A 19,905-nucleotide genomic window follows, 5' to 3' on the forward strand; every position below is an offset into this window, starting at 1 on the left:
ACACGTTTCGTTTTGATAATGAGACCACGAAAGGTCAGCAGACCCTAATAAAGTTGGCATTTTAAACATGCACGGAGACGATAAGTGAAGCAACAGTTTAGATTCGCTTCCATTGCCCTGTTATCGGCGTTGACCGTAGGTTGTGCGAGTATTTCAGCAGGAAGCCTATTTAGTCATTACAGCGCACAAAACAAAGCGATCTACCAAGCCGTTAAATCTGGAGATTATTCAGAGGCTCAGCAAGAGCTACCAGATTACGCGGCAGGCGACATCCTTGATAACTTTGAAAGAGGCAGAATTAACCTGCTGGATCAAAAATATCCTGAGAGTAAGTCTTCGTTTGAAGTGGCTGATCAGGCGGTTACTGAGCAGCAACGAAAAGCCGTAATCTCAATATCAGACAGTGCAACCAGCGTGGGTGCGTTGGCTGTGAATGACAATATTACCGATTATGTGCCAGCCGATTATGAGTTGGGCTTTCTTCATCTCTATCTCGGTTTAAATTACCTCAAGAAAAATGATTTAGAAGGTGCGGTGATCGAAATGCGTCGCGCCAACCAAGTGCAAGAGCAAGCGAAGAAGCAACGCGAAGCTGAGTTAGACCGGGCAGCTAACGATGCGAAGAAGCAAGGTTTGTCTGCCAATGTCGGTAGCATCCTTGCCAACTACCCAGATGCGGGTAAAAAACTGCAGTCGGTACAGAATGCATATCTGATGTTCTTGTCTGGTCTGCTTTATGAAGCTTCGAATGATCTAAATAGCGCTTATGTTGATTATCGTCGTGCTTTGGCTGTGATGCCAGATAACCAAGATATCATCGACAGAACCATGGCGACAGCCGCTCGTTTAGGGATGCGACAAGATTTAGCGACACTAGAAAAACGTTATAAGCAGTCTTCTAAAATTAATGCAGGTGAAGGGAGAGTAATTGTTCTTCAAGAACAGAGCGCTGTACAAGCTATGGACAGTTGGCGACTAGATTTACCTGTTTATGACAGTCGCGATCAGGGAGCGATATACTCTCTTGCGCTGCCATATTACCCGAGCCAAAACGTAGAGCGTTTTTCTGCATTACGAATCAGCGGGCAGCCGCTACAAGAGCACTTGATTACCGATGTAAATGCAATGGCTCAAAACGATTTATCTGAGCGTATGACGAGCATTGTTATTCGCCAAGCGCTACGTGTGGTTGCGAAAGATCGCATTCGTAAAGAAGCCACCAAAGGCGATGATGTCGGTAATATTCTGTTCAACGTCTGGAACACACTGACAGAGCAACCAGACACTCGCAGTTGGCAATCTTTACCAGCAGAGATTAAGAGCAGCACGTTTGTAGCAAACAGTGGTCAATATACGTTGGAGGCTGGCGCTAAAACGTATGACTTTGATATTCGAGAGGGGCAGACCACCTTGGTGTGGATTTCTCGACAAGGAAACAACGCAACAATGTGGCATAAACAGCTAGGGAGGCTGTAATGAAAAAGTGGTTAGTGAGCTTAGCAGCGGTTATGGCTCTGGCTGGTTGTGCTGATAATACAGCTGGTGTAAGGGTCGATAGTCTGACTCAGAACGTTTTCTTTGGTGACAATGTATTGGGCAGCCGCTTACAGGTTGAAGATATCCGCACCGATTTAGTCGACGGTCATACGCGAGGAATCGTTCGTTTAAACAGTAACTATAAAGGCGATCAACATATCCTTTATCGTTTTTACTGGTACGACGATGCCGGCCTTGAGGTCAACCTAAAGCAAGGCCCTTGGAAGCAAGCAATTGTGCGTGGCTTTGAAAGTATTTCGTTGTCAGAAGTGTCGGTAAACCCGAAAGCGACTCAGTTTAGAGTTCAGTTCCGAGAGCAGTAAGTTAGACAAAACGGATCGAATGGTTCGTAAATATAAGAATTTAAGAGTGTGGGTAACCCCACTCAGTGATAAGTTGAGGAAACAAAATGAAAAAGAGTGTCATTGCGCTACTAGGTTTAGCGGTTATTTTAGGCGGTTGTTCGAACAAGGTAAGCTACGGTGATGCACAAGCAGTAGAAACCACGACAATCGATTTCGGTTCAACTGACCTTCAAACGATTGCGGGTGAAATGGTCGATAGCATGATGGCGTCTGGTTCAGTGGCTTACATTACTCGTGAACAGCGTCCAATCGTGTTCGTTGAGCGAATCAAGAACAAAACAAGTGAGCACATCGATACTGAGTCAATCACTGACACAATCAGTACTAAAATGTTGAATTCTGGTAAGTTCCGTTTCGTTGATATGGATCGTGTTGAGTCTGTTCGTGATCAACTGAACTTCCAAAACAACGATGAGCTTGTAAACCAAAGTTCAGCGATTCAGTTTGGTAAAATGGTGGGCGCTCAGTATATGTTGTACGGCAACCTATCAAGCATCGTTAAGAAAGCGGGTAGCGATGAAGACGTATACTACAAAATGACGATGCGCCTAATGGATCTTGAGTCTGGCTTGATTGAGTGGGCTGACGAGACTGAAATCCGTAAGCAACAATCTAAGAGCCTTCTAGGCCTTTAATTTCGCTTACTTGCCAACTAAACGCAGCCAGTTTTGACAGCGTCTAATCTTGGCTGCGCATAGCTTGATCACACATAGCTTGGTCACACGCCAATGCAGTGCATGATGTGCTGTTTATGAAGAGACACTGGCTTTTGGTCAGTGTCTTTTTTGTAGGGAAATGAAGACGTTTATAGGGAATGAGCAATGGCAATTTTTTCTTGGTCTGAGGCTAAGCTTCTTGATACCAGTCTGAGTTCGCTTGATGGTTACTTTTCTGAGCCTCCAGTTAGAGCTCAGACATTAACAGGCGGTTTGACCAATCGATGTTGGAAATTGGTTGATGCCGATGGCACTGCGTATGTTTGGCGGCCAACAACACCTATCACTAAAGCCTTCTTCATCTCTCGTCATGAAGAGTACCAAGTGTTGTCGGCAATTGAGCGTCTCGGCATCGGGCCAAGCCCAGTGGTGGTGAATGAACAGGGTTTATTGGTTGAGTGGATTGCAGGTGAGACACTTTACGAAGATCTAGAGCTCGATGACCTGTTGAAAACGCTGATCTCTGTGCATCTGGTCAATACTGCGCGATTACCACTGCAACCATTCAGTTTCACAGCGCGAGTCGACCACTATTGGCTGCAGCTTGATGCGATTCATAAGACCGAAGCCTGCACTAAGGTTTATCAAGAGTGGCGCGTGGCCCCGAGTGTTACCAATGTCGACCTGTCTTTGTGCCATTTTGATTTAGGTGGTTATAACCTGGTGAGAAACAGTGACGGTATTAAGATTATCGACTGGGAATACGCTGCGCTAGCAGACCCTAGGCTCGATTTAACCTTGACCATTGCGGTTACTGGAGTGCCGGCTACTGAAGCGGTTGAGAAGTACTGTCAGCTGCGAGGTATCCATGATGTTCAGCCTTGGCTAGATGGTGTAGCAGCGTGGTTACCAAGAAGCCAAATGATGGCGATGCTTTGGTATTTACTTGCTCATCAGCTTTGGGGCGATGAAAGTTATTTGCAGGAAGCAGAGGCTCTGAGTCACACTTTATGTAGCTAGGATCACGTTTAGGAAGTGAAAAATATAATTTCTCAGCTGTTACCTTTAAAACCTTGTTTTTCGTGTTAGATTGATCAAAACGTACCAATATTCAACGGGGGAGGTACAATGATTATCTATCTACATGGCTTCGACTCAACAAGCCCGGGCAATCACGAAAAAATACTGCAGTTGCAATTCATTGATGATGACGTTCGTTTCATCAACTACAGTACTTTGCATCCAAAACACGATATGCAGCATTTGCTAAAAGAAGTGCATAAAGTGATAGAGCAATCAGATGATCCGCATCCAATTATTTGTGGTGTAGGTTTAGGTGGTTTCTGGTCTGAGCGCATTGGTTTCTTGTGTGGTATTAAGCAGGTGATTTTCAATCCAAACTTGCAACCTGAAAACAACATGGTAGGTCGAATTGACCGTCCTGAAGAGTACGAAGATATTGCGACCAAGTGTGTTGAGCAGTACCGTATGAAGAACAAAGGTCGCTGTTTAGTGGTGCTTTCTCGTGAAGATGAAATTCACGACAATAGCAAAACAGCCGCTGCACTCGAAGATTACTACGACGTAATCTGGGACGAGAAAGAGAGTCACAAATTCAAAAAAATCTCTCAACATCTTCAGGCAATGAAAGCGTTTAAGAACGCTTAATTACTCCGGTTATTTTATAAAAGCAGCACTCATTTGGGTGCTGCTTTTTCACATCTGAATCTTAGATATTGGTATTGATAAAACAGTTGTATATGTTTTATCGGTCGGTTTGTGCATTTATAGATAAGTTTGCGCAAACGTTAACTAATTAGCCGCGAATCCTCATTGTGGGTAAGGATTTTTGTTGCGGTCATCTTTTTGCTATATATAATGTTCTTAAGCAAAATATTTTGACAAATATCAAAAAAAATTGAGAGCGAGTGAAAAACTTGCCCATAATTTGCGTTCTATCTCTCAGCTAGACGCCTTTTTTATCCATGTGAGCAAAGCGACAAACGAATGTTTGTTGTTTGTTATCCCTCTAACTACTCGGTGAGCTGTCGTTATTCTTTTTCGCGGTTATCCAATATGTCACAGCCTTATCAACAAGGCCGAGTAGATACATAGAATTTATCGGTTGGAGTAATCGAGCCGAACCCCATTTATTCATTTTGTAGAGGATTGTCATTGTGACAAAAATTATCGTAGTAGGCGGCGGTGCTGGTGGTTTAGAGCTAGCAACTAAGCTAGGCCGAACTTTAGGTCGTAAGAAGCGTGCCCAGATCACTCTGGTAGACCGTAAAGCAAGCCACCTATGGAAACCATTACTTCATGAAGTAGCAACTGGCTCACTGGATGAAGGTGTTGATGCATTAAGCTACCGCGCACATGCAAAAAACCATTACTTCGACTTCCAAATGGGCAGCCTGAACGACATCGATCGTGAACGTAAAGTGATTGCACTGAGCGAACTGAAAGATGAGCACGGCGAATTGCTGATGCCAAGTCGTGAACTTGAATACGACATTCTTGTTATGGCACTAGGTTCAACGTCGAACGACTTCAACACTCCAGGTGTTCGTGACAACTGTATTTTCCTTGATAGCCCAGAACAAGCGCACCGTTTCCGTACTGAAATGAATAACCAGTTCTTAAAGCTTCACGCTAAGAACGGTCAAGGTACGGTAGACATCGCGATTGTTGGCGCGGGTGCAACAGGTGTTGAGCTTTCTGCAGAGCTACATAACGCAGTAAAAGAGCTTCGTACTTACGGCTTCGGTGATCTAGATTCAAGCAAGCTGAACGTGAACCTAGTTGAAGCGGGTGAGCGTATTCTTCCGGCTCTACCTCCTCGTATTTCAAGCGCAGCACACTCTGAGCTAACGAAGCTTGGTGTGAATGTTCGTACTAATACTATGGTGACTCAGGCGGACTCTGACGGCCTAACAACCAAAGATGGCGACAAGATCCCAGCACAAATCATGGTATGGGCAGCAGGTATCAAAGCACCAGACTTCATGAAAGATATCGGTGGTCTTGAAACCAACCGTATCAACCAGTTGGTTGTGAAAAACACGCTGCAAACAACACTGGATGACAACATCTTTGCTATCGGTGACTTGGCACAATGTACCCAAGCAGATGGTTCATTTGTTCCACCACGTGCACAAGCGGCTCACCAAATGGCAAGCTGTGCATTCAGCAACATCATTGCTAAGCTGAACGGTCGTGACCTAAAAGACTACATCTACAAAGATAAGGGCTCACTGGTTTCGTTAAGCCGTTTCTCTACCGTAGGTAGCTTGATGGGTAACCTAACTAAAGGTTCGATGATGGTTGAAGGTCGTATTGCTCGTGTGGTTTACATCTCTTTGTACCGCATGCACCAAATGGCGCTTCACGGCTTAATCAAAACATCACTGATGATGCTGGTTGGTCGTATTAACCGTGTACTTCGTCCAAACCTAAAGCTTCACTAATCAGGTAAGCCTTATAAGGGCATTTCGCTGATAATAAAAAAGAGCTCTTCGGAGCTCTTTTTTGATCGTGTTGATTGAGTACTATCGCTGGTTGCAGCTAATTGAAGTAGTTAAGAGGTTGGAGGTAGCACAGAATAAACCACGCCATCTTTCGGTTTACCGTTAAACAGAAATCGATTCTTGGCAATGGTTTCTCGCTCAGCGCCACACTTCTCTATCAGCTTTTGGCTTGGTAGGTTCTCGGTATCGCAGACAATCTCCAAGCGCGTTAACTTCAGTTGCGCAAAGCAAAATTCAAACAAGGCCAGCATCGCTTCTTTGGCTATCCCTCTCCTTTGAAAGTCATCACTCACCCAATAACCTAAACTCGCCATATTGAAGGTGTGATAAAGCTCATTGATCGCCACCATTCCGACCAGCTTATCGGTTTTTCGCTCAAAAATACCAAAACCAAACGCGTCGGCTTTCACCCAGTTCAGGCGAGTTGCTAGAATAAACTTCTCGGCTTCGACGATAGAAAACTCATCGTGGCACCAATCTACCCAAGGTAATAAACTCGGTGAAGATTTGATCAGCTGAGCAAACTCTTGAGCATCTGAGGCTTCAATGATTTTGAGGCTTAGATTTTGTGTATTGATCTGAAAGTCTGGGCTCATAGGACGTACCAAATAACATGTAATGGCTAATAAAACGCCCTCACAATGGAGGGCGTATTGAATGCTTAATACAACTTCAATTCTTTATATCAAGTTCCACTCTCTATAAGAATAGTTGAGCTGCTAGCTGAAGACTGATTACGTGGTTTATTGAGCGACGCGACGTACTTGAATCACCATGCCAAGAAGCGGGTGGTCTAGGTAGTGAGTCTCTGTACTGCGCATGCGACGTTTTTGGTCCATGCGGTAGCTTTTAAGGAACTCTTGCACTTCAACGGTCGGAGAGATCTCAGTAAGGTTACCCACCTGAACATTGCTCTCTGCACCACTTACTGGCGAGTCTAGCTCGATTTGCTGTTCTTGCAGCGTCACTTCACGAACGCTTGGCGCTTTTAAATCCAGAGTCGTTTCAGCATATAGATAGTGCTGTACGTAGATCTGTAGCTTGCCGTCTAATTCGTAAAGCGGTTTATCAATAGTCTCTTCTTGGAAGCCATCTGGGTTTGATGCAGTGACAGCACCTTTCTCAGAGCCGTCGGCATTAAACTGTTTAGAGAAGTCTTTACCTGCTTGAATGTGGAAAACAGGTGCTGAACTTTTACCTTGGTCACCTTGACGCCAAGCAGTATGCATCAGAACTTCAAAGCCTGCGTGTTTGCGTAGCTTGTCCTTCTGAGGCGTTAACTTGTATTCCGAGTAAGGAAGCATCTGCACTCCTTTCTTCGCTCGGTACTGGGTATCTTGAAATGAACCAACGCGCTCAAGTGAAATCTTAGGCTGTGTGTTTGGCCAAGATTCATTTATTTTTTCTGCATCAACAGCGCGCTTAAAAATGATCACTTCTATATCAAATTGTCTCTGCGCCAAACTTGGCAGTGAGACGAACAATAGTAGCAGTGGGATCAGTCTTTTCATTTTTACTCCGTCTTCCAGCCGAACTACCGGCTGGATAATTTATATGTGCAGTGGATTGGGTCTTATGCTGAAGGCAGCAAGTTTTGTCTGAATTCGCCCAATAAATCACTAACAAATTGAATTCGTTTCCGTCTGTCGACCAATGGTATCGTAAACTTGAACTTAGTTGGCCCTTCCATTGAAAACTTTTGCGGTTGAGATTGCAACAGTTTAACAAGGTAGTTCGGGTTTATGTCAGCATCCGGGTAGAATTCGATAAATCCGCCTTTATCGTGCGCTTCAATTTTCTTGGCTTTGATAGATGCCGCCGCTAACTTAAGCTCGGAAACCGATAATAAGTTCTTGGTTGCATCAGGAAGAATACCGAAGCGGTCGATAAGCTCGACTTTTAGCTCTGCAAGTTCATCCGTGTCACTCACGCTCGCAATACGCTTGTATGTTGATAAACGCGTGTTGATGTCTGGAATATAGTCGTCTGGCAATAGTGCAGGCAGACGCATCTCAATTTCAGTTTGTTCACGCAATAGATCATCAAGTGAAGGCTCTCTACCTTCTTTCAATGCTTCTACTGCTTGCTCAAGCATCTCCATGTACAAGGTGAAACCAACCGACTGGATTTGACCACTTTGCTCATCGCCTAATAGCTCACCAGCACCACGAATCTCTAAGTCATGGGTTGCTAGCGTAAAGCCTGCACCTAAGTCTTCAAGTGAAGCAATGGCGTCCAATCGTTTGACCGCGTCTTTGGTCATTGCTTTCGGGGGAGGTGTTAGCAAGTAGGCATAAGCTTGGTGGTGAGAACGGCCCACACGACCACGCAATTGGTGAAGCTGAGCTAAACCAAGGTTATCGGCTCTGTCCATCAAGATAGTATTAGCTGTTGGTACATCGATACCGGTTTCGATGATGGTTGTACACACCAACAAGTTAAAGCGCTGGTGGTAGAAGTCATTCATGATGCGTTCCAGTTCGCGCTCTCGCATCTGGCCATGAGCCACGGTAACGCGCGCTTCTGGAATCAGCTTCTGTAGTAACTCTGCTGTTTTCTCAATCGTGTCGACTTGGTTGTGCAGGAAGTAAACCTGCCCACCACGCATAATTTCACGCAGCACCGCTTCTCTGACGATCGCATCATCACTTTCGCGAACGAAGGTTTTAATTGCCAAGCGTCGTGCGGGTGGTGTTGCGATGATAGACAAATCACGCATACCACTCATTGCCATGTTCAGCGTTCGCGGGATTGGTGTAGCAGTGAGCGTAAGGATGTCGACATCCGCACGCATTGCTTTCACTTTCTCTTTCTGACGTACACCGAAGCGGTGTTCTTCATCGACAACCAGCAAGCCAAGGTCTTTAAACTTAATATCGCTAGAAAGAAGCTTGTGAGTCCCCACCAAGATGTCGACCTTACCCTCGGCGACATCTTGCATGATCAGCTTTTGCTCTTTAGCTGATTTGAATCGGGATAGAACTTCAACACGAATCGGCAAGTTGGCGAAACGGTCCCTGAAGTTTTCGAAGTGTTGCTGAGCAAGCAGGGTAGTAGGGACTAAAACCGCCACTTGCTTGCTGTTATCGGTACACACGAATGCCGCGCGCATTGCCACTTCTGTCTTACCAAAGCCCACATCACCACACACTAGGCGGTCCATGGCTTTTGCTTGGCACATGTCAGACATCACTGCATTGATGGCCATAGCTTGGTCATCGGTTTCTTCAAATGGGAAACCAGACTTGAAAGTCGCGTATTGGCCACGGTCGAGCACAAATTTGTAGCCAGGTTTCAGCTCACGCTTAGCGTAAACATCAAGTAGCTCCGCTGCAACATCACGGACTTTCTCTGCGGCGCGTTTACGAGCTTTTTGCCACGCTTCGCCACCGAGTTTATGCAGTGGTGCAGAATCTTCAGCGCCACCAGAGTAACGCCCGATTAAGTTCAAAGACGCAACTGGCACGTAGAGCTTGGCATCGTTTTGATACTCAAGCGTTACGTATTCGGTTTTCATGCCGCCGGCTTCGAGTGTTTGCAAGCCGATGTAACGACCAATACCGTGGTCAATGTGCACAACAGGCTGACCCGGTTTAAGTTCTGCCAAGTGGCGAATTACGGTATCGCTATTAACGCTTTTCTTATCTTTCTTACGACGCTGAACAACACGATCGCCAAGTAAGTCGCTTTCACAGATAAGGGCGATGTTGTGCTCTTCATGGATAAAACCGTGTTCAGCAGAGCCAAGGATCAGGCTGAACTTATCTTTGCCTTTAATCGCTTCGTCGAGGTTTTCAACTTCGCTTGGACGAACTTTAATGCCTCGAAGCAACTCACTCAGAGCCTCACGGCGACCTTCAGACTCAACTGAAAAAACCACTTTGCCTTCGAAGGCTTCAGTGAACTTTCTTAGGTTTGCGAGTGGCTCTTTATTCTGATGTTGAACACTGAGGTCAGGCAGTGACGTAACTGGAAGGTTGATGCGTCCAGCTTTCTCTTCAATAGATTCTAAGCTTAGGTTGACCTGTGGTTTCTGTTTGAAGTGTGCGAATAGCTCGTCTTTCTTTAGCCATAGTTGTTCAGGTGTCAGCAGTGGTCGTAATGGATCAACACCGCGCTGTTCGTATCTGTGAGCAACATCAGCAAGGAACGAATCAACAGCTGTTTCTACGTCACCAAGAACTAAGAGTTGCGCTTCATCGGCAACGTAATCAAACAAGGTTTCTGTGTGATCGAAGAACAGCGGTTGCCAATACTCAATACCAGCAGGCCAAGTCCCTTTTGAAACCTGCATATAAACCGATTCTGGTTCGCGGCGGGCATCAAACTGTTGGCGCCAACGAATACGGAAATCTTCAATCGCTGTTTCCGAGGTTGGAAACTCATGAGCAGGCAGAAGGCGAATCTCGGAGATATCTTCGATAGAGCGTTGATTCTCAGGATCGAAGGTACGAATCGTATCGATTTCATCATCAAAGAAGTCTATACGATATGGGTCTTTACTGCCCATTGGGAATAGGTCGAGAATAGAACCACGGCTTGCGTATTCACCTGGGCCAAACACTTGATCAACGTAACGATAGCCTGACTTTTCAAGCTGCAAGCGCAGTTTCTCAAGCGAGTAGAGATCGCCCGTTTTCACCATTAGAGTGTGCTGCAGCAAAAAGTCGCGCGGTGACTGGCGTTGCAATAACGTGCTGATCGGAACGATCGTGATGCCGTCTTTTAATGTCGGCAAAGCATAAAGGCGTGCGATACGATCTGAGATGATCTCTTGGTGCGGCGAAAAGCTGTCGTAAGGCAGTGTTTCCCAGTCTGGGAATAGTGCGACTTCATGCGCCGTAAACTGTTCAATTTCAGATTGTAGCTTAAGTGCGACTTGTGGGTCTGGCACTGCAAGTACGGTATGGCTATTGTGCTGCTCTGCGAGTTTAGCAATGGCCAGAGCGAGAGACGAACCGACTAGGTTACCGATGTGCTTTTTGTCACCGGCACCTTTAAGTTTAGGTAGTGTAAATATGGATTTTTTGGTCATGTTAATTTACTTGTTATCTCGGTCTAGAGAGCGTTGACGCAAGAGTTTCTGTTGTTGATGAAGTGCCGCTTTAATTAGCAGGTCTTGGTCGGTATCGCGAAGATGAGCGTATTTAAATTTGATTTCGAAACCTGAGTCTTTCGCTTCGCTAGCAAATACTTCTGCGTAGCAATAAATGGCTGCAGCTGGGTGCTCTAGGAAAAGTTTGGCTTTTACCAAGCGACCTGGTTCGATGTCTGCTTTTGAAAAGCAGGAAAACTGACTCGCACCAAATGAATAGGTGTGAGTACGAAATTTCTCATCATCTTGCTGCGACAACATAAAGCTCAACAAGAGGTTTAATTTTGAGTTTTGTGCATCCAATAAACTGGTGACATTCTTCAAGTCGCTGTTTTTCAGTTCAGCACGAGCGCTGTCAGCTAACAGATCCAATTGGCTAAATTCACTTGCCACCACAAATGGTGCTGGGATCTCAGATTCGAATTGAATTTGAGAGGGTAAAGTGAAGCCGCTGTCCATTGGTTCAATATTAGCGGTAAGGCTATGGTGAACGGTGAAAAACTCTTGTTCTGTCATGCGTTAGTTCCTTGAAGTGATCTATTGATTATCGCTATGTGGCCGCAGTAATCAAGGTCAGTTAATTGAAAGTCTCAAATAGTTGTTTGAAATTTGGCAATTTGACAAGGTTCTGTTTTTCAAGCCTAACTAATTGAGTTAATTCACTCTATATTTTCAATTAACCCCTACACAGTAACAGCAATACCCGTTACATTAACCCGCATCCCCTTTAGATGGTTCAAAGTATGTTTCATCCTATTTCGTTGTTTGTTGGCCTACGCTATTTGAAAGGCCGTTCAGGTGATCGCTTTAGCCGTTTTGTTTCTTATATGTCGACGGCAGGTATCACCATTGGTGTGCTGTCTTTGGTTACTGTTTTATCGGTAATGAATGGATTCGAAGCGCAGTTAAAAGACCGAATTCTTGGTGTTCTTCCTCAGGCCGTGGTTTATGAGCAAGGCGGCACCACCTCTCTTTCTGCTCAAGCGCCTAATTTTGCAGAGCAAATGTCTCTTAATGGTCACGTTGAGCCGATTGTTCGCAGTGAGGCAGTAATTCAGAGTCCGGCTCAGTTATCTGCAGGGCTGTTAATCGGCATTGAGCCTAATTCAGATGACCCTCTTCAGAACCACTTAATTGCAGGTCGATTGTCTTCACTTAAAGCGGGTCAGTATCAGCTATTTCTTGGTCATACCTTGGCGAGAAATTTGAAGGTGTCTATGGGTGACAAAGTTCGCCTGATGGTGACCAGCGCTAGCCAATACACACCATTAGGTCGTATTCCAAGCCAACGAAATTTCACTGTTGCTGGTATTTTTAATACTGGCTCTGATATCGATGCTCAATTGATGGTGACAGATATTAAAGATGCTGGGCGTTTGATGCGCTACAAATCAGATACCATTTCAGGCTGGAGACTATTTTTTGAAGACCCGTTTGAAGTCGCAGAATTATCGACTCAACCATTACCTGAAGGTTGGTTGTGGAGTGATTGGCGAGACCAACGTGGCGAGCTGTTTCAAGCGGTGCGCATGGAAAAGAATATGATGGGCTTGATGCTTGGTCTTATCATCGGTGTTGCTGCATTTAATATTATTTCCGCGCTTATTATGGTGGTGATGGAGAAGCAGTCTGAAGTCGCGATTCTTAAAACACAAGGCATGACCGATGGTCAAGTCATGGGAATTTTTATGGTTCAAGGTGCAAGTAGTGGCGTGATTGGGGCGCTCTCTGGTGGAGTATTGGGCGTTGCCCTAGCAATGAACCTTAATACTATTTTAGAGGCGATGGGGGTTGCTCTATTCTCATTTGGTGGCCAACTACCAATTTTAATTAACCCAATTCAAATCGCCGTTGTTGTGGTTCTGGCTATCGCACTTAGCTTGATTGCCACTGTATTCCCTTCTTATCGTGCATCGTCTGTGAAACCTGCTGAGGCCCTTCGTTATGAGTAATTTTCTTCAATGTAATGATATCCGTAAAACGTACCGTGAAGGCTCGTTAGATACAGAGGTGCTCAAGGGAGTCAGCTTTGAAATCGAAAAGGGTGAGCTAGTAGCAATCATCGGCACCTCTGGCTCGGGCAAAAGTACCTTACTACATATCTTAGGCGCGCTTGATGATGCCTCTGCAGGCAGTGTGAGTTTTCTTGGTCAGGACTTAGCATCTTTGAGTTCAAATAAGCAAGCGAAGCTTCGCAATCAACATCTCGGTTTTGTTTATCAATTCCACCACCTTCTTTCTGATTTTTCTGCATTAGAAAACGTAGCTATGCCGTTACTTATTGGCGGCGAGAAACCTGCGAAAGCAAAACAAGAAGCTCAACTGTTACTTGATAAAGTTGGGTTAAGCCACCGTGTTGATCACCGACCTTCAGAACTTTCTGGTGGTGAAAGACAGCGTGTGGCAATTGCTCGTGCATTGGTAAACAAACCTGCTTTAGTTTTAGCTGATGAGCCGACTGGTAACCTTGACCACAATACCGCACTGTCAATTTACGACTTAATGCGTGAGCTCAACCGTGAATACGATACTGCTTTCTTGGTGGTAACCCACGATGGTGAACTTGCGGGCAAGATGGACCGTCAACTTCACATGCAAGATGGTTTGTTGGTTAACGTAGAAAAAGAGGTGAGCTAAGTGTTTTCTTCTTTATCTCTATTGATAGGCGGTCGGTTTAGCCGAGCGAAACAGCGAGACAAGATGGTGTCGTTCATCTCTTTGTCTTCGACAATCGGCATTGCGGTTGGTGTCGCCGTGATCATTATCGGCTTGTCGGCCATGAATGGTTTTGAGCGTGAGCTTGAATCACGCGTGCTTTCTGTTATTCCACACGGTGAGTTTGAGGGCGTGAACGAGCCAGTAACTCGTTGGGAACATGTAATCGAACAGTCCGAAAAAAACGACAAGGTTATGGCAGCTGCGCCTTATGTAAAAATTACAGCGCTTGCTGAAAAGGGCAAAGAGTTGAAAGCGATCGAAGTGCGCGGCGTTGACCCTAAGCGTGAGCAAGAAGTCTCGAGTTTGTCTAACTTCATCGATAAACAAGCTTGGAGTGAATTTAAGTCGGGGCAACAACAGATCATCTTGGGCTCAGGTGTAGCAGATGTGCTTGGCGCTAAAGTCGGTGATTATCTGACTTTGATGATTCCAACGGTGAATGGTTCTGTGAAGGTTCAGGCGCCAAAACGTGTTCGAGTGAAAGTGGTGGGTTTGCTGACGCTTAATGGTCAGATAGACCACAGCTTGGCTCTAATCCCTATTGGTGATGCTCAAGTCTACGCAAACTTAGGTGAAGCGGTGACTGGAGTCTCTTTAAAAGTGACCGATGTGCTGAACGCGAACTCTATTGTGCGCGAAGTGGGCAATCAGCTTGATGTATACGTGTATCTACGAAGCTGGCAACAGAAGTTTGGCTTCTTGTATCGAGATATCCAATTGGTTCGCACCATCATGTACCTGGTGATGGTACTGGTTATTGGCGTCGCTTGTTTCAATATTGTCTCGACTTTAATGATGGCAGTGAAAGACAGAGCATCAGAGATCGCGATCTTAAGAACCATGGGTGCATCAGATGGTCTAGTAAAGCGCATCTTTGTTTGGCAGGGCGTATTCTCAGGTGTGTTAGGCAGTTTAGTGGGGAGTGCGATAGGTGTGTTGGTGGCACTTAACCTCACTACGCTTATTAAAGGGCTTGAAAAGCTGGTCGATCACCAGTTCTTGTCCGGTGACATTTACTTTGTCGACTTTTTGCCATCACAATTGGATATGACGGATGTTGTTGTTGTGTCCGGTACTGCGATTGTGTTGAGTTTGCTGGCGACATGGTATCCAGCATCACGAGCGGCGAAGTTAAATCCGGCCTCGGTGCTTAGTTCTAAATAATCAGCAGTCAGTTCTCTAGTAGATACAAAAAAGGATCCCAATGGGATCCTTTTTTATTGAATTCAATTCGTGTTCTTTACGACTTTCGTTACATGCCAATCTTGCAGAGGTCAGCGGCTCATCTGATTTTAACTTGTGTGCATTTTAAGTGAAGCGCATACAAGGTTAGATTGAATGACAAGGGACGGTCGTTCAGTACCTTGCTTGTCGCTTCTTCCAACTTCTTACTACTGAGTAACGCCATAAACCGCGAATACCAAAGTAGCCAGTCATTGCTGAAACCACCCCACAAATCAGACAACCCAATAAGAACGGAGGCCCAATGGTGCTCATCTGCGCCAAGATGAAGTCCCAAGACAGCTCGAAGTGAAAGGCTTGCGGCGGAACATGCATAACAAACGCCCCGACTTTATAAGCAAAGTAGAAGAGAACGGGCATGGTGACCGGGTTACTGATCCAAACAAGTGCGACAGCCAGAGGCAGATTAACGCCACATGCGACGGCAAGGCCTGCAGACATAATCATTTGACTTGGTAGAGGGACAAACGCCATGAATAACCCAACAGCGAACGCGCCAGCCGCAGAGCGACGATTAAGGCACCATAAGTTGGGGTTGTACAAAACATTGCCAAAAACTTTCAATGCTTTCTGACGCTTGATTAACTCATGGTCAGGCATAAATCGTTTGATAAACTTTCTTGGCATAGGAGGAAGCTACTCTCTTGTTTAACACTTGGTTCTTGATTTCATTTGCTGCGACAGTTGTGTCTGCCAGCTTCTGGCCTGTGATGCCACATTGGGTTTGGGCACCATTGATGCTGTTGCTACTGCTAGCATCAACAAAGTATAGCGTTTTCCGGAGTGCAAGAGGTCCAGTAACAGCATTGATACTAGTTATCTGCCTAGGGAATGCGATTGAAATACAAACGAGTCACTTATTCCAATCAGGGCAGAATACTACCATAAATGCTTCGGTTGTTAGCCTTTTTAGTGAAAATAGCCACGGTTTTGAAAGCGTAATAGTAGCCAGATCAATTAGCGGCGAAAAATCAATCTCTCCTCAATTGATAAAATTGCGTTTATTCACCCCTTTTAAGTTAACGCTTGGAGATGATGTCAATTTATCTGTGTCCATAAAGCCTGTATGGGGCAAACTCAATGAAGCAGGCTTTGATTTAGAAAAGTACTTGTTTAGTGCAGGCGTGGTTGCCAATGCAACTTACAGGGCCGATACCAAATATCGAATACACTCTAGCACCAACTTGCGAGCCCAATGGTTTGAAACCAGCCTTGAAAGGTTAAGTCGGCTGGCAAACCAAGACCTCATTATGGCTTTAAGCTTTGGGTATCGGGAGCTCATTCATCCTCAGCGGTGGGATTTACTTAAAAGTAGTGGCTTAATTCATTTGATGGCTATCTCGGGACTCCATATCGGGATTGCCTTTGGTTTCGGTTATCAGTTAGGCAAGATATTCAGGTTACTTTCACCTTCATCTCTTTGGCTTCCTACGATGTTCGGGCTCGGCTTGGCCTATTTCTATAGTTGGTTTGCTGGATTCACGCTGCCAACTTTAAGAGCTTTAGTGATGTGCGTCATCGCCAGTTATTTTTTGTGGCGTGGGCAGAATATCAGTTTGCTTCGGTATGTCGCTTTAAGTCTGTGCGTGGTTCTGCTGATTTGGCCGTTTTCAGTCTTGTCGAGCAGTCTTTGGTTATCCTTTGGTGCATTGGGCGCCGTTCTATATATCGCTTTAAATTGTCAGCATTCATCTTCAGTCTCTACATTTTTCGATCGAGTATTGTTGCTCATTAAGATCCAACTGATACTTACACTCCTGATCGCGCCGTTTTCCATGCTGTTTTTCAAAGGGGTCAGTTTAGTCTCTGTTTTCTACAATTTACTTCTTTTGCCTTGGGTATCGATGGTGACGATCCCGCTGTTGTTTCTGGCAATGTTTCTTAGCTTAATATCGGAGTCAGTGTCTAGTACGCTTGAACTCGGAGTGATAGAGAATGGTTTTGTTAGCCAACTGTGGAAGTTGGTCGACTTGTCGCTTGAGCCTCTCGTATATAGCCTTCCTTTCTCTGAGCGATTTTGGATTCAAGTCGATAATCATACAATTGAGTTATTTGTATTCCTTATTTTGTTTTTCGGCTTTGTTGGTCGATACCTCAAGCAAGCACTATCGATATTGCTAATTGCGCTGTTTGTGCTGTGGTGGGAATTCAGCAAACCCCAGCAAGAAAAGCTAACCATCGATATATTGGATGTTGGACACGGGTTGTCTTTAGTGTTGGAAAAGAACAATCAGATTGTTGTTTATGATCTTGGCAATGCGTGGCCAGGAGGCTCGGTTGTTGAGTCTTTGTTGATTCCTACTTTGAATCAGCGGGGGATTCATGAATTAGAAGGCGTGATTGTGAGTCATTTCGATTCTGACCATGCTGGTGGTTATCCGGCGTTGCTTGAAAACTACAACCCTAAGTGGATAAGAACCAGTCAGAATATTAATCAACAACCCCAATCTACCACTCCAGCTCTGCCTAATATTCAAGCATGTACTCTTGGTGAGGTTTGGAACTGGCAAGGTATTGTTTTTGAAGTGTTATGGCCTCCCAAGCAAGTGAAGAGGGCGTACAACCCACATTCGTGCGTGGTCAAGATATCAGACTCAAATACAGATTTCTCGATGTTGCTCACTGGCGATGTTGAACTAGTAAGTGAGTGGTTACTTGCCCGTGAAGGTGAACGGCTTAGGAGTAATGTCATGTTGGTTCCGCATCATGGCAGTGATTCGTCATCGATTAAGTCGTTTATTGAGGCAGTGTCACCTCAGCTGGCGATAGCTTCTCTAGCCAAAGGAAATCAGTGGGGAATGCCAAGTGCGTCTGTTGTTGAACGCTATCAGGAAGCGGGGAGTACTTGGCTAGATACTGGAGACAGCGGACAAATAACCATCACTCTTAGCAAAGAAGGTTGGCAATATCATGCGATTAGAGAACAACAAGGCGGGCAGTGGTATAGGCAGATGCTTCGTAAGGGAGTAGAATAGATAGATTATTGTGAGAAAATTAAGCGATTCTATGTCAACACAAACAGATGAAACTACCTGGGTCACATTTAAAAGACTTTGGACTTATATTCGACTTTATAAGGCCGGCCTAGGCGTTGCGGTAATTGCGCTTATTATAAATGCTGTTTCTGATACCTATATGATTTCCTTACTAAAGCCGTTACTTGATGAAGGCTTTGGTAATGCTGAATCTGACTTTTTACGTACACTTCCACTTATTATCTTTGCCATGATGTTCGTTCGTGGTGTCAGTGGTTTTGTTTCAACCTACTGTTTGAGCTGGGTCTCTGGCAATGTGGTTATGGAGATTCGTCGTAAAATATTCAGCCATTTCATGCACATGCCTGTGTCTTTCTTCGATAAAGAACAGACTGGTGCTCTGCTATCCCGAATTACTTACGATTCAGAGCAAGTGTCTGCAGCAACCAGTAAAGCGTTAGTCAGTATTGTCCGTGAAGGTGCAAGTATTATTGGCTTGTTGACGCTGATGTTCTGGAATAGCTGGCAGTTGTCTTTGGTGTTATTCGCTGTAGCACCTCTTGTGGCGTGGGCGATCAGTATCGTATCGAAGCGATTCAGAAAGATCTCTAAGAACATGCAAACCAGCATGGGTCATGTTGCTTCTTCAGCTGAACAAATGCTGAAAGGGCATAAAGTGGTTCTAACTTACGGTGGTCAAGATCTAGAAAAACACCGCTTTGATAAAGTTAGTAACCAAATGCGCCAACAAAGCATGAAGCTAATCACTGCTCAAGCGGCCGCTAACCCAATTATTCAAATGATCGCATCAGTTGCGATTGTTGTTGTTCTATTCCTTGCTAGTGTTGATTCTATTAAAGCCGAGCTCACTGCCGGTACGTTTACCGTTGTCTTCTCTGCAATGTTTGGTTTGTTGCGTCCACTAAAAGCGCTAACTAACGTAACATCTGAATTCCAACGCGGTATGGCAGCAAGTACGACGCTATTTGGTTTGATGGATCTAGATACAGAACAAAACAAAGGCACGTTGAAACCTGAAACCGTAACCGGTGACGTTGCAGTAAAAGATGTGACGTTTACTTATGACGGTGCAGAGAAGCCTGCACTCGATAAGGTGAGTTTCAATATACCGAAAGGTAAAACAGTCGCACTTGTTGGCCGTTCTGGTTCTGGCAAGAGTACCATTGCGAACTTATTTACTCGTTTTTATGACGTAGACTCAGGCTCAATTGAACTTGATGGTCACGATATTCGTGATTATGAGTTGAGAAATTTGCGTGAACACTTTGCTCTCGTTTCCCAAAATGTACATCTATTTAACGATACGGTGGCGAATAACATCGCTTACGCAGCGGAAGAACAGTATTCACGTGAACAGATTGAACACGCGGCTAAGCTTGCTCATGCTAGTGAGTTTATCGAAGGCATGGAAAATGGCATTGATACCGTTGTGGGTGAAAATGGCGCGAGCCTTTCTGGCGGCCAAAGACAGCGTATTGCGATTGCACGTGCTCTATTAAGAGATGCACCTGTTTTGATCCTTGATGAGGCAACGTCTGCACTGGATACTGAGTCAGAGAGAGCAATTCAATCTGCGTTAGAAGAACTGCAGAAAGATAAAACAGTATTAGTTATCGCACACCGACTTTCTACTATTGAGCAAGCCGATGAGATTCTAGTGGTTGATGATGGCCATATTGTAGAAAGGGGGGCACATGCTGAATTAATCGCGCATGATGGCGCCTATGCTCAATTACACCGAATTCAGTTCAGCGGATAAGATTAGGTCTT

At 45.0% G+C, this 19,905-nt stretch carries 16 protein-coding genes; 11 read left to right on the forward strand and 5 right to left on the reverse strand.

The window, feature by feature from the left end; translation table 11 throughout:
• The first annotated feature begins 84 nt into the window (after nucleotides 1-84).
• The 6 genes from OC193_RS05460 to OC193_RS05485 all read left to right on the forward strand — a co-directional run bounded on the left by OC193_RS05460 (nucleotide 85) and on the right by OC193_RS05485 (nucleotide 6,024).
• Nucleotides 85-1,476, forward strand: coding sequence for a COG3014 family protein (locus OC193_RS05460; RefSeq protein ID WP_048664103.1), 1,392 nt, complete (start codon nucleotides 85-87; stop codon nucleotides 1,474-1,476).
• A complete protein-coding gene (locus OC193_RS05465) occupies nucleotides 1,476-1,859 on the forward strand; it encodes a YcfL family protein (RefSeq protein WP_019822451.1) in 384 nt (127 codons plus the stop codon). The genes OC193_RS05460 and OC193_RS05465 overlap by 1 nt, the downstream gene beginning before the upstream one ends.
• A gap of 86 nt (nucleotides 1,860-1,945) precedes the next feature.
• On the forward strand, nucleotides 1,946-2,536 hold the full coding sequence (lpoB, locus tag OC193_RS05470; RefSeq protein WP_048658277.1) for a penicillin-binding protein activator LpoB: 591 nt from the start codon (nucleotides 1,946-1,948) through the stop codon (nucleotides 2,534-2,536).
• 186 nt (nucleotides 2,537-2,722) lie between these two features.
• The gene (locus OC193_RS05475; RefSeq protein WP_048658278.1) at nucleotides 2,723-3,577 is read left to right on the forward strand and encodes a phosphotransferase; all 855 of its coding nucleotides are present in this window, start codon (nucleotides 2,723-2,725) and stop codon (nucleotides 3,575-3,577) included.
• A gap of 108 nt (nucleotides 3,578-3,685) precedes the next feature.
• Nucleotides 3,686-4,225, forward strand: coding sequence for an alpha/beta hydrolase YcfP (gene ycfP, locus OC193_RS05480; RefSeq protein WP_048658279.1), 540 nt, complete (start codon nucleotides 3,686-3,688; stop codon nucleotides 4,223-4,225).
• A 509-nt stretch (nucleotides 4,226-4,734) separates the two neighbouring features.
• Complete coding sequence (locus OC193_RS05485; RefSeq protein WP_048658280.1) at nucleotides 4,735-6,024, forward strand: NAD(P)/FAD-dependent oxidoreductase; 1,290 nt, start codon at nucleotides 4,735-4,737, stop codon at nucleotides 6,022-6,024.
• A gap of 110 nt (nucleotides 6,025-6,134) precedes the next feature.
• Here OC193_RS05485 and OC193_RS05490 read toward each other — a convergent pair whose 3' ends face one another.
• The 4 genes from OC193_RS05490 to OC193_RS05505 form a co-directional block, all read right to left on the reverse strand.
• The gene (locus OC193_RS05490) at nucleotides 6,135-6,680 is read right to left on the reverse strand and encodes a GNAT family N-acetyltransferase (RefSeq protein WP_048658281.1); all 546 of its coding nucleotides are present in this window, start codon (nucleotides 6,678-6,680) and stop codon (nucleotides 6,135-6,137) included.
• A gap of 147 nt (nucleotides 6,681-6,827) precedes the next feature.
• Nucleotides 6,828-7,595, reverse strand: coding sequence for a peptidoglycan binding protein CsiV (locus OC193_RS05495; RefSeq protein WP_048658282.1), 768 nt, complete (start codon nucleotides 7,593-7,595; stop codon nucleotides 6,828-6,830).
• Between the two features lie 62 nt (nucleotides 7,596-7,657).
• Nucleotides 7,658-11,119, reverse strand: coding sequence for a transcription-repair coupling factor (gene mfd / locus OC193_RS05500; protein WP_048664101.1), 3,462 nt, complete (start codon nucleotides 11,117-11,119; stop codon nucleotides 7,658-7,660).
• Between the two features lie 6 nt (nucleotides 11,120-11,125).
• Nucleotides 11,126-11,695 carry a hypothetical protein gene (locus tag OC193_RS05505; protein ID WP_048614554.1) on the reverse strand — a complete coding sequence of 190 codons (570 nt, stop codon included), beginning with the start codon at nucleotides 11,693-11,695 and terminating at the stop codon, nucleotides 11,126-11,128.
• A 227-nt stretch (nucleotides 11,696-11,922) separates the two neighbouring features.
• Here OC193_RS05505 and lolC point away from each other — a divergent pair, with 227 nt between their 5' ends.
• The 3 genes from lolC to lolE are packed head-to-tail and all read left to right on the forward strand — an operon-like array spanning nucleotide 11,923 to nucleotide 15,061.
• Nucleotides 11,923-13,131 carry a lipoprotein-releasing ABC transporter permease subunit LolC gene (gene lolC, locus OC193_RS05510; RefSeq protein ID WP_048658285.1) on the forward strand — a complete coding sequence of 403 codons (1,209 nt, stop codon included), beginning with the start codon at nucleotides 11,923-11,925 and terminating at the stop codon, nucleotides 13,129-13,131.
• Complete coding sequence (lolD, locus tag OC193_RS05515) at nucleotides 13,124-13,816, forward strand: lipoprotein-releasing ABC transporter ATP-binding protein LolD (protein WP_048658286.1); 693 nt, start codon at nucleotides 13,124-13,126, stop codon at nucleotides 13,814-13,816. The genes lolC and lolD overlap by 8 nt, the downstream gene beginning before the upstream one ends.
• Entirely contained in the window at nucleotides 13,817-15,061 is a 1,245-nt protein-coding gene (lolE, locus tag OC193_RS05520) for a lipoprotein-releasing ABC transporter permease subunit LolE (RefSeq protein WP_048658287.1), read from the forward strand. It abuts the gene before it with no gap.
• 192 nt (nucleotides 15,062-15,253) lie between these two features.
• Here lolE and OC193_RS05525 read toward each other — a convergent pair whose 3' ends face one another.
• Nucleotides 15,254-15,766 (reverse strand): DUF2062 domain-containing protein, encoded by a 513-nt coding sequence (locus OC193_RS05525; RefSeq protein ID WP_048658288.1) that lies wholly within the window; start codon nucleotides 15,764-15,766, stop codon nucleotides 15,254-15,256.
• A 17-nt stretch (nucleotides 15,767-15,783) separates the two neighbouring features.
• Here OC193_RS05525 and OC193_RS05530 point away from each other — a divergent pair, with 17 nt between their 5' ends.
• Both OC193_RS05530 and msbA read left to right on the forward strand, forming a co-directional pair.
• A complete protein-coding gene (locus tag OC193_RS05530) occupies nucleotides 15,784-18,114 on the forward strand; it encodes a DNA internalization-related competence protein ComEC/Rec2 (protein ID WP_048664098.1) in 2,331 nt (776 codons plus the stop codon).
• A gap of 31 nt (nucleotides 18,115-18,145) precedes the next feature.
• The gene (gene msbA / locus OC193_RS05535) at nucleotides 18,146-19,894 is read left to right on the forward strand and encodes a lipid A ABC transporter ATP-binding protein/permease MsbA (protein ID WP_048664097.1); all 1,749 of its coding nucleotides are present in this window, start codon (nucleotides 18,146-18,148) and stop codon (nucleotides 19,892-19,894) included.
• The last annotated feature ends 11 nt before the right edge of the window (nucleotides 19,895-19,905 follow it).

The sequence above is a fragment of the Vibrio crassostreae genome (assembly GCF_024347415.1).
Taxonomy (GTDB): domain Bacteria; phylum Pseudomonadota; class Gammaproteobacteria; order Enterobacterales; family Vibrionaceae; genus Vibrio; species Vibrio crassostreae.

Coding starts and splice junctions, on each gene's coding strand:
- OC193_RS05465 (WP_019822451.1), top strand. CDS start 1,476: ATGAAAAAGTGGTTAGTGAGCTTAGCAGCGGTTATGGCTCTGGCTGGT.
- lpoB (WP_048658277.1), top strand. CDS start 1,946: ATGAAAAAGAGTGTCATTGCGCTACTAGGTTTAGCGGTTATTTTAGGC.
- OC193_RS05475 (WP_048658278.1), top strand. CDS start 2,723: ATGGCAATTTTTTCTTGGTCTGAGGCTAAGCTTCTTGATACCAGTCTG.
- ycfP (WP_048658279.1), top strand. CDS start 3,686: ATGATTATCTATCTACATGGCTTCGACTCAACAAGCCCGGGCAATCAC.
- OC193_RS05490 (WP_048658281.1), bottom strand. CDS start 6,680: ATGAGCCCAGACTTTCAGATCAATACACAAAATCTAAGCCTCAAAATC.
- OC193_RS05495 (WP_048658282.1), bottom strand. CDS start 7,595: ATGAAAAGACTGATCCCACTGCTACTATTGTTCGTCTCACTGCCAAGT.
- mfd (WP_048664101.1), bottom strand. CDS start 11,119: ATGACCAAAAAATCCATATTTACACTACCTAAACTTAAAGGTGCCGGT.
- OC193_RS05505 (WP_048614554.1), bottom strand. CDS start 11,695: ATGACAGAACAAGAGTTTTTCACCGTTCACCATAGCCTTACCGCTAAT.
- lolC (WP_048658285.1), top strand. CDS start 11,923: ATGTTTCATCCTATTTCGTTGTTTGTTGGCCTACGCTATTTGAAAGGC.
- lolD (WP_048658286.1), top strand. CDS start 13,124: ATGAGTAATTTTCTTCAATGTAATGATATCCGTAAAACGTACCGTGAA.
- OC193_RS05525 (WP_048658288.1), bottom strand. CDS start 15,766: ATGCCAAGAAAGTTTATCAAACGATTTATGCCTGACCATGAGTTAATC.
- msbA (WP_048664097.1), top strand. CDS start 18,146: ATGTCAACACAAACAGATGAAACTACCTGGGTCACATTTAAAAGACTT.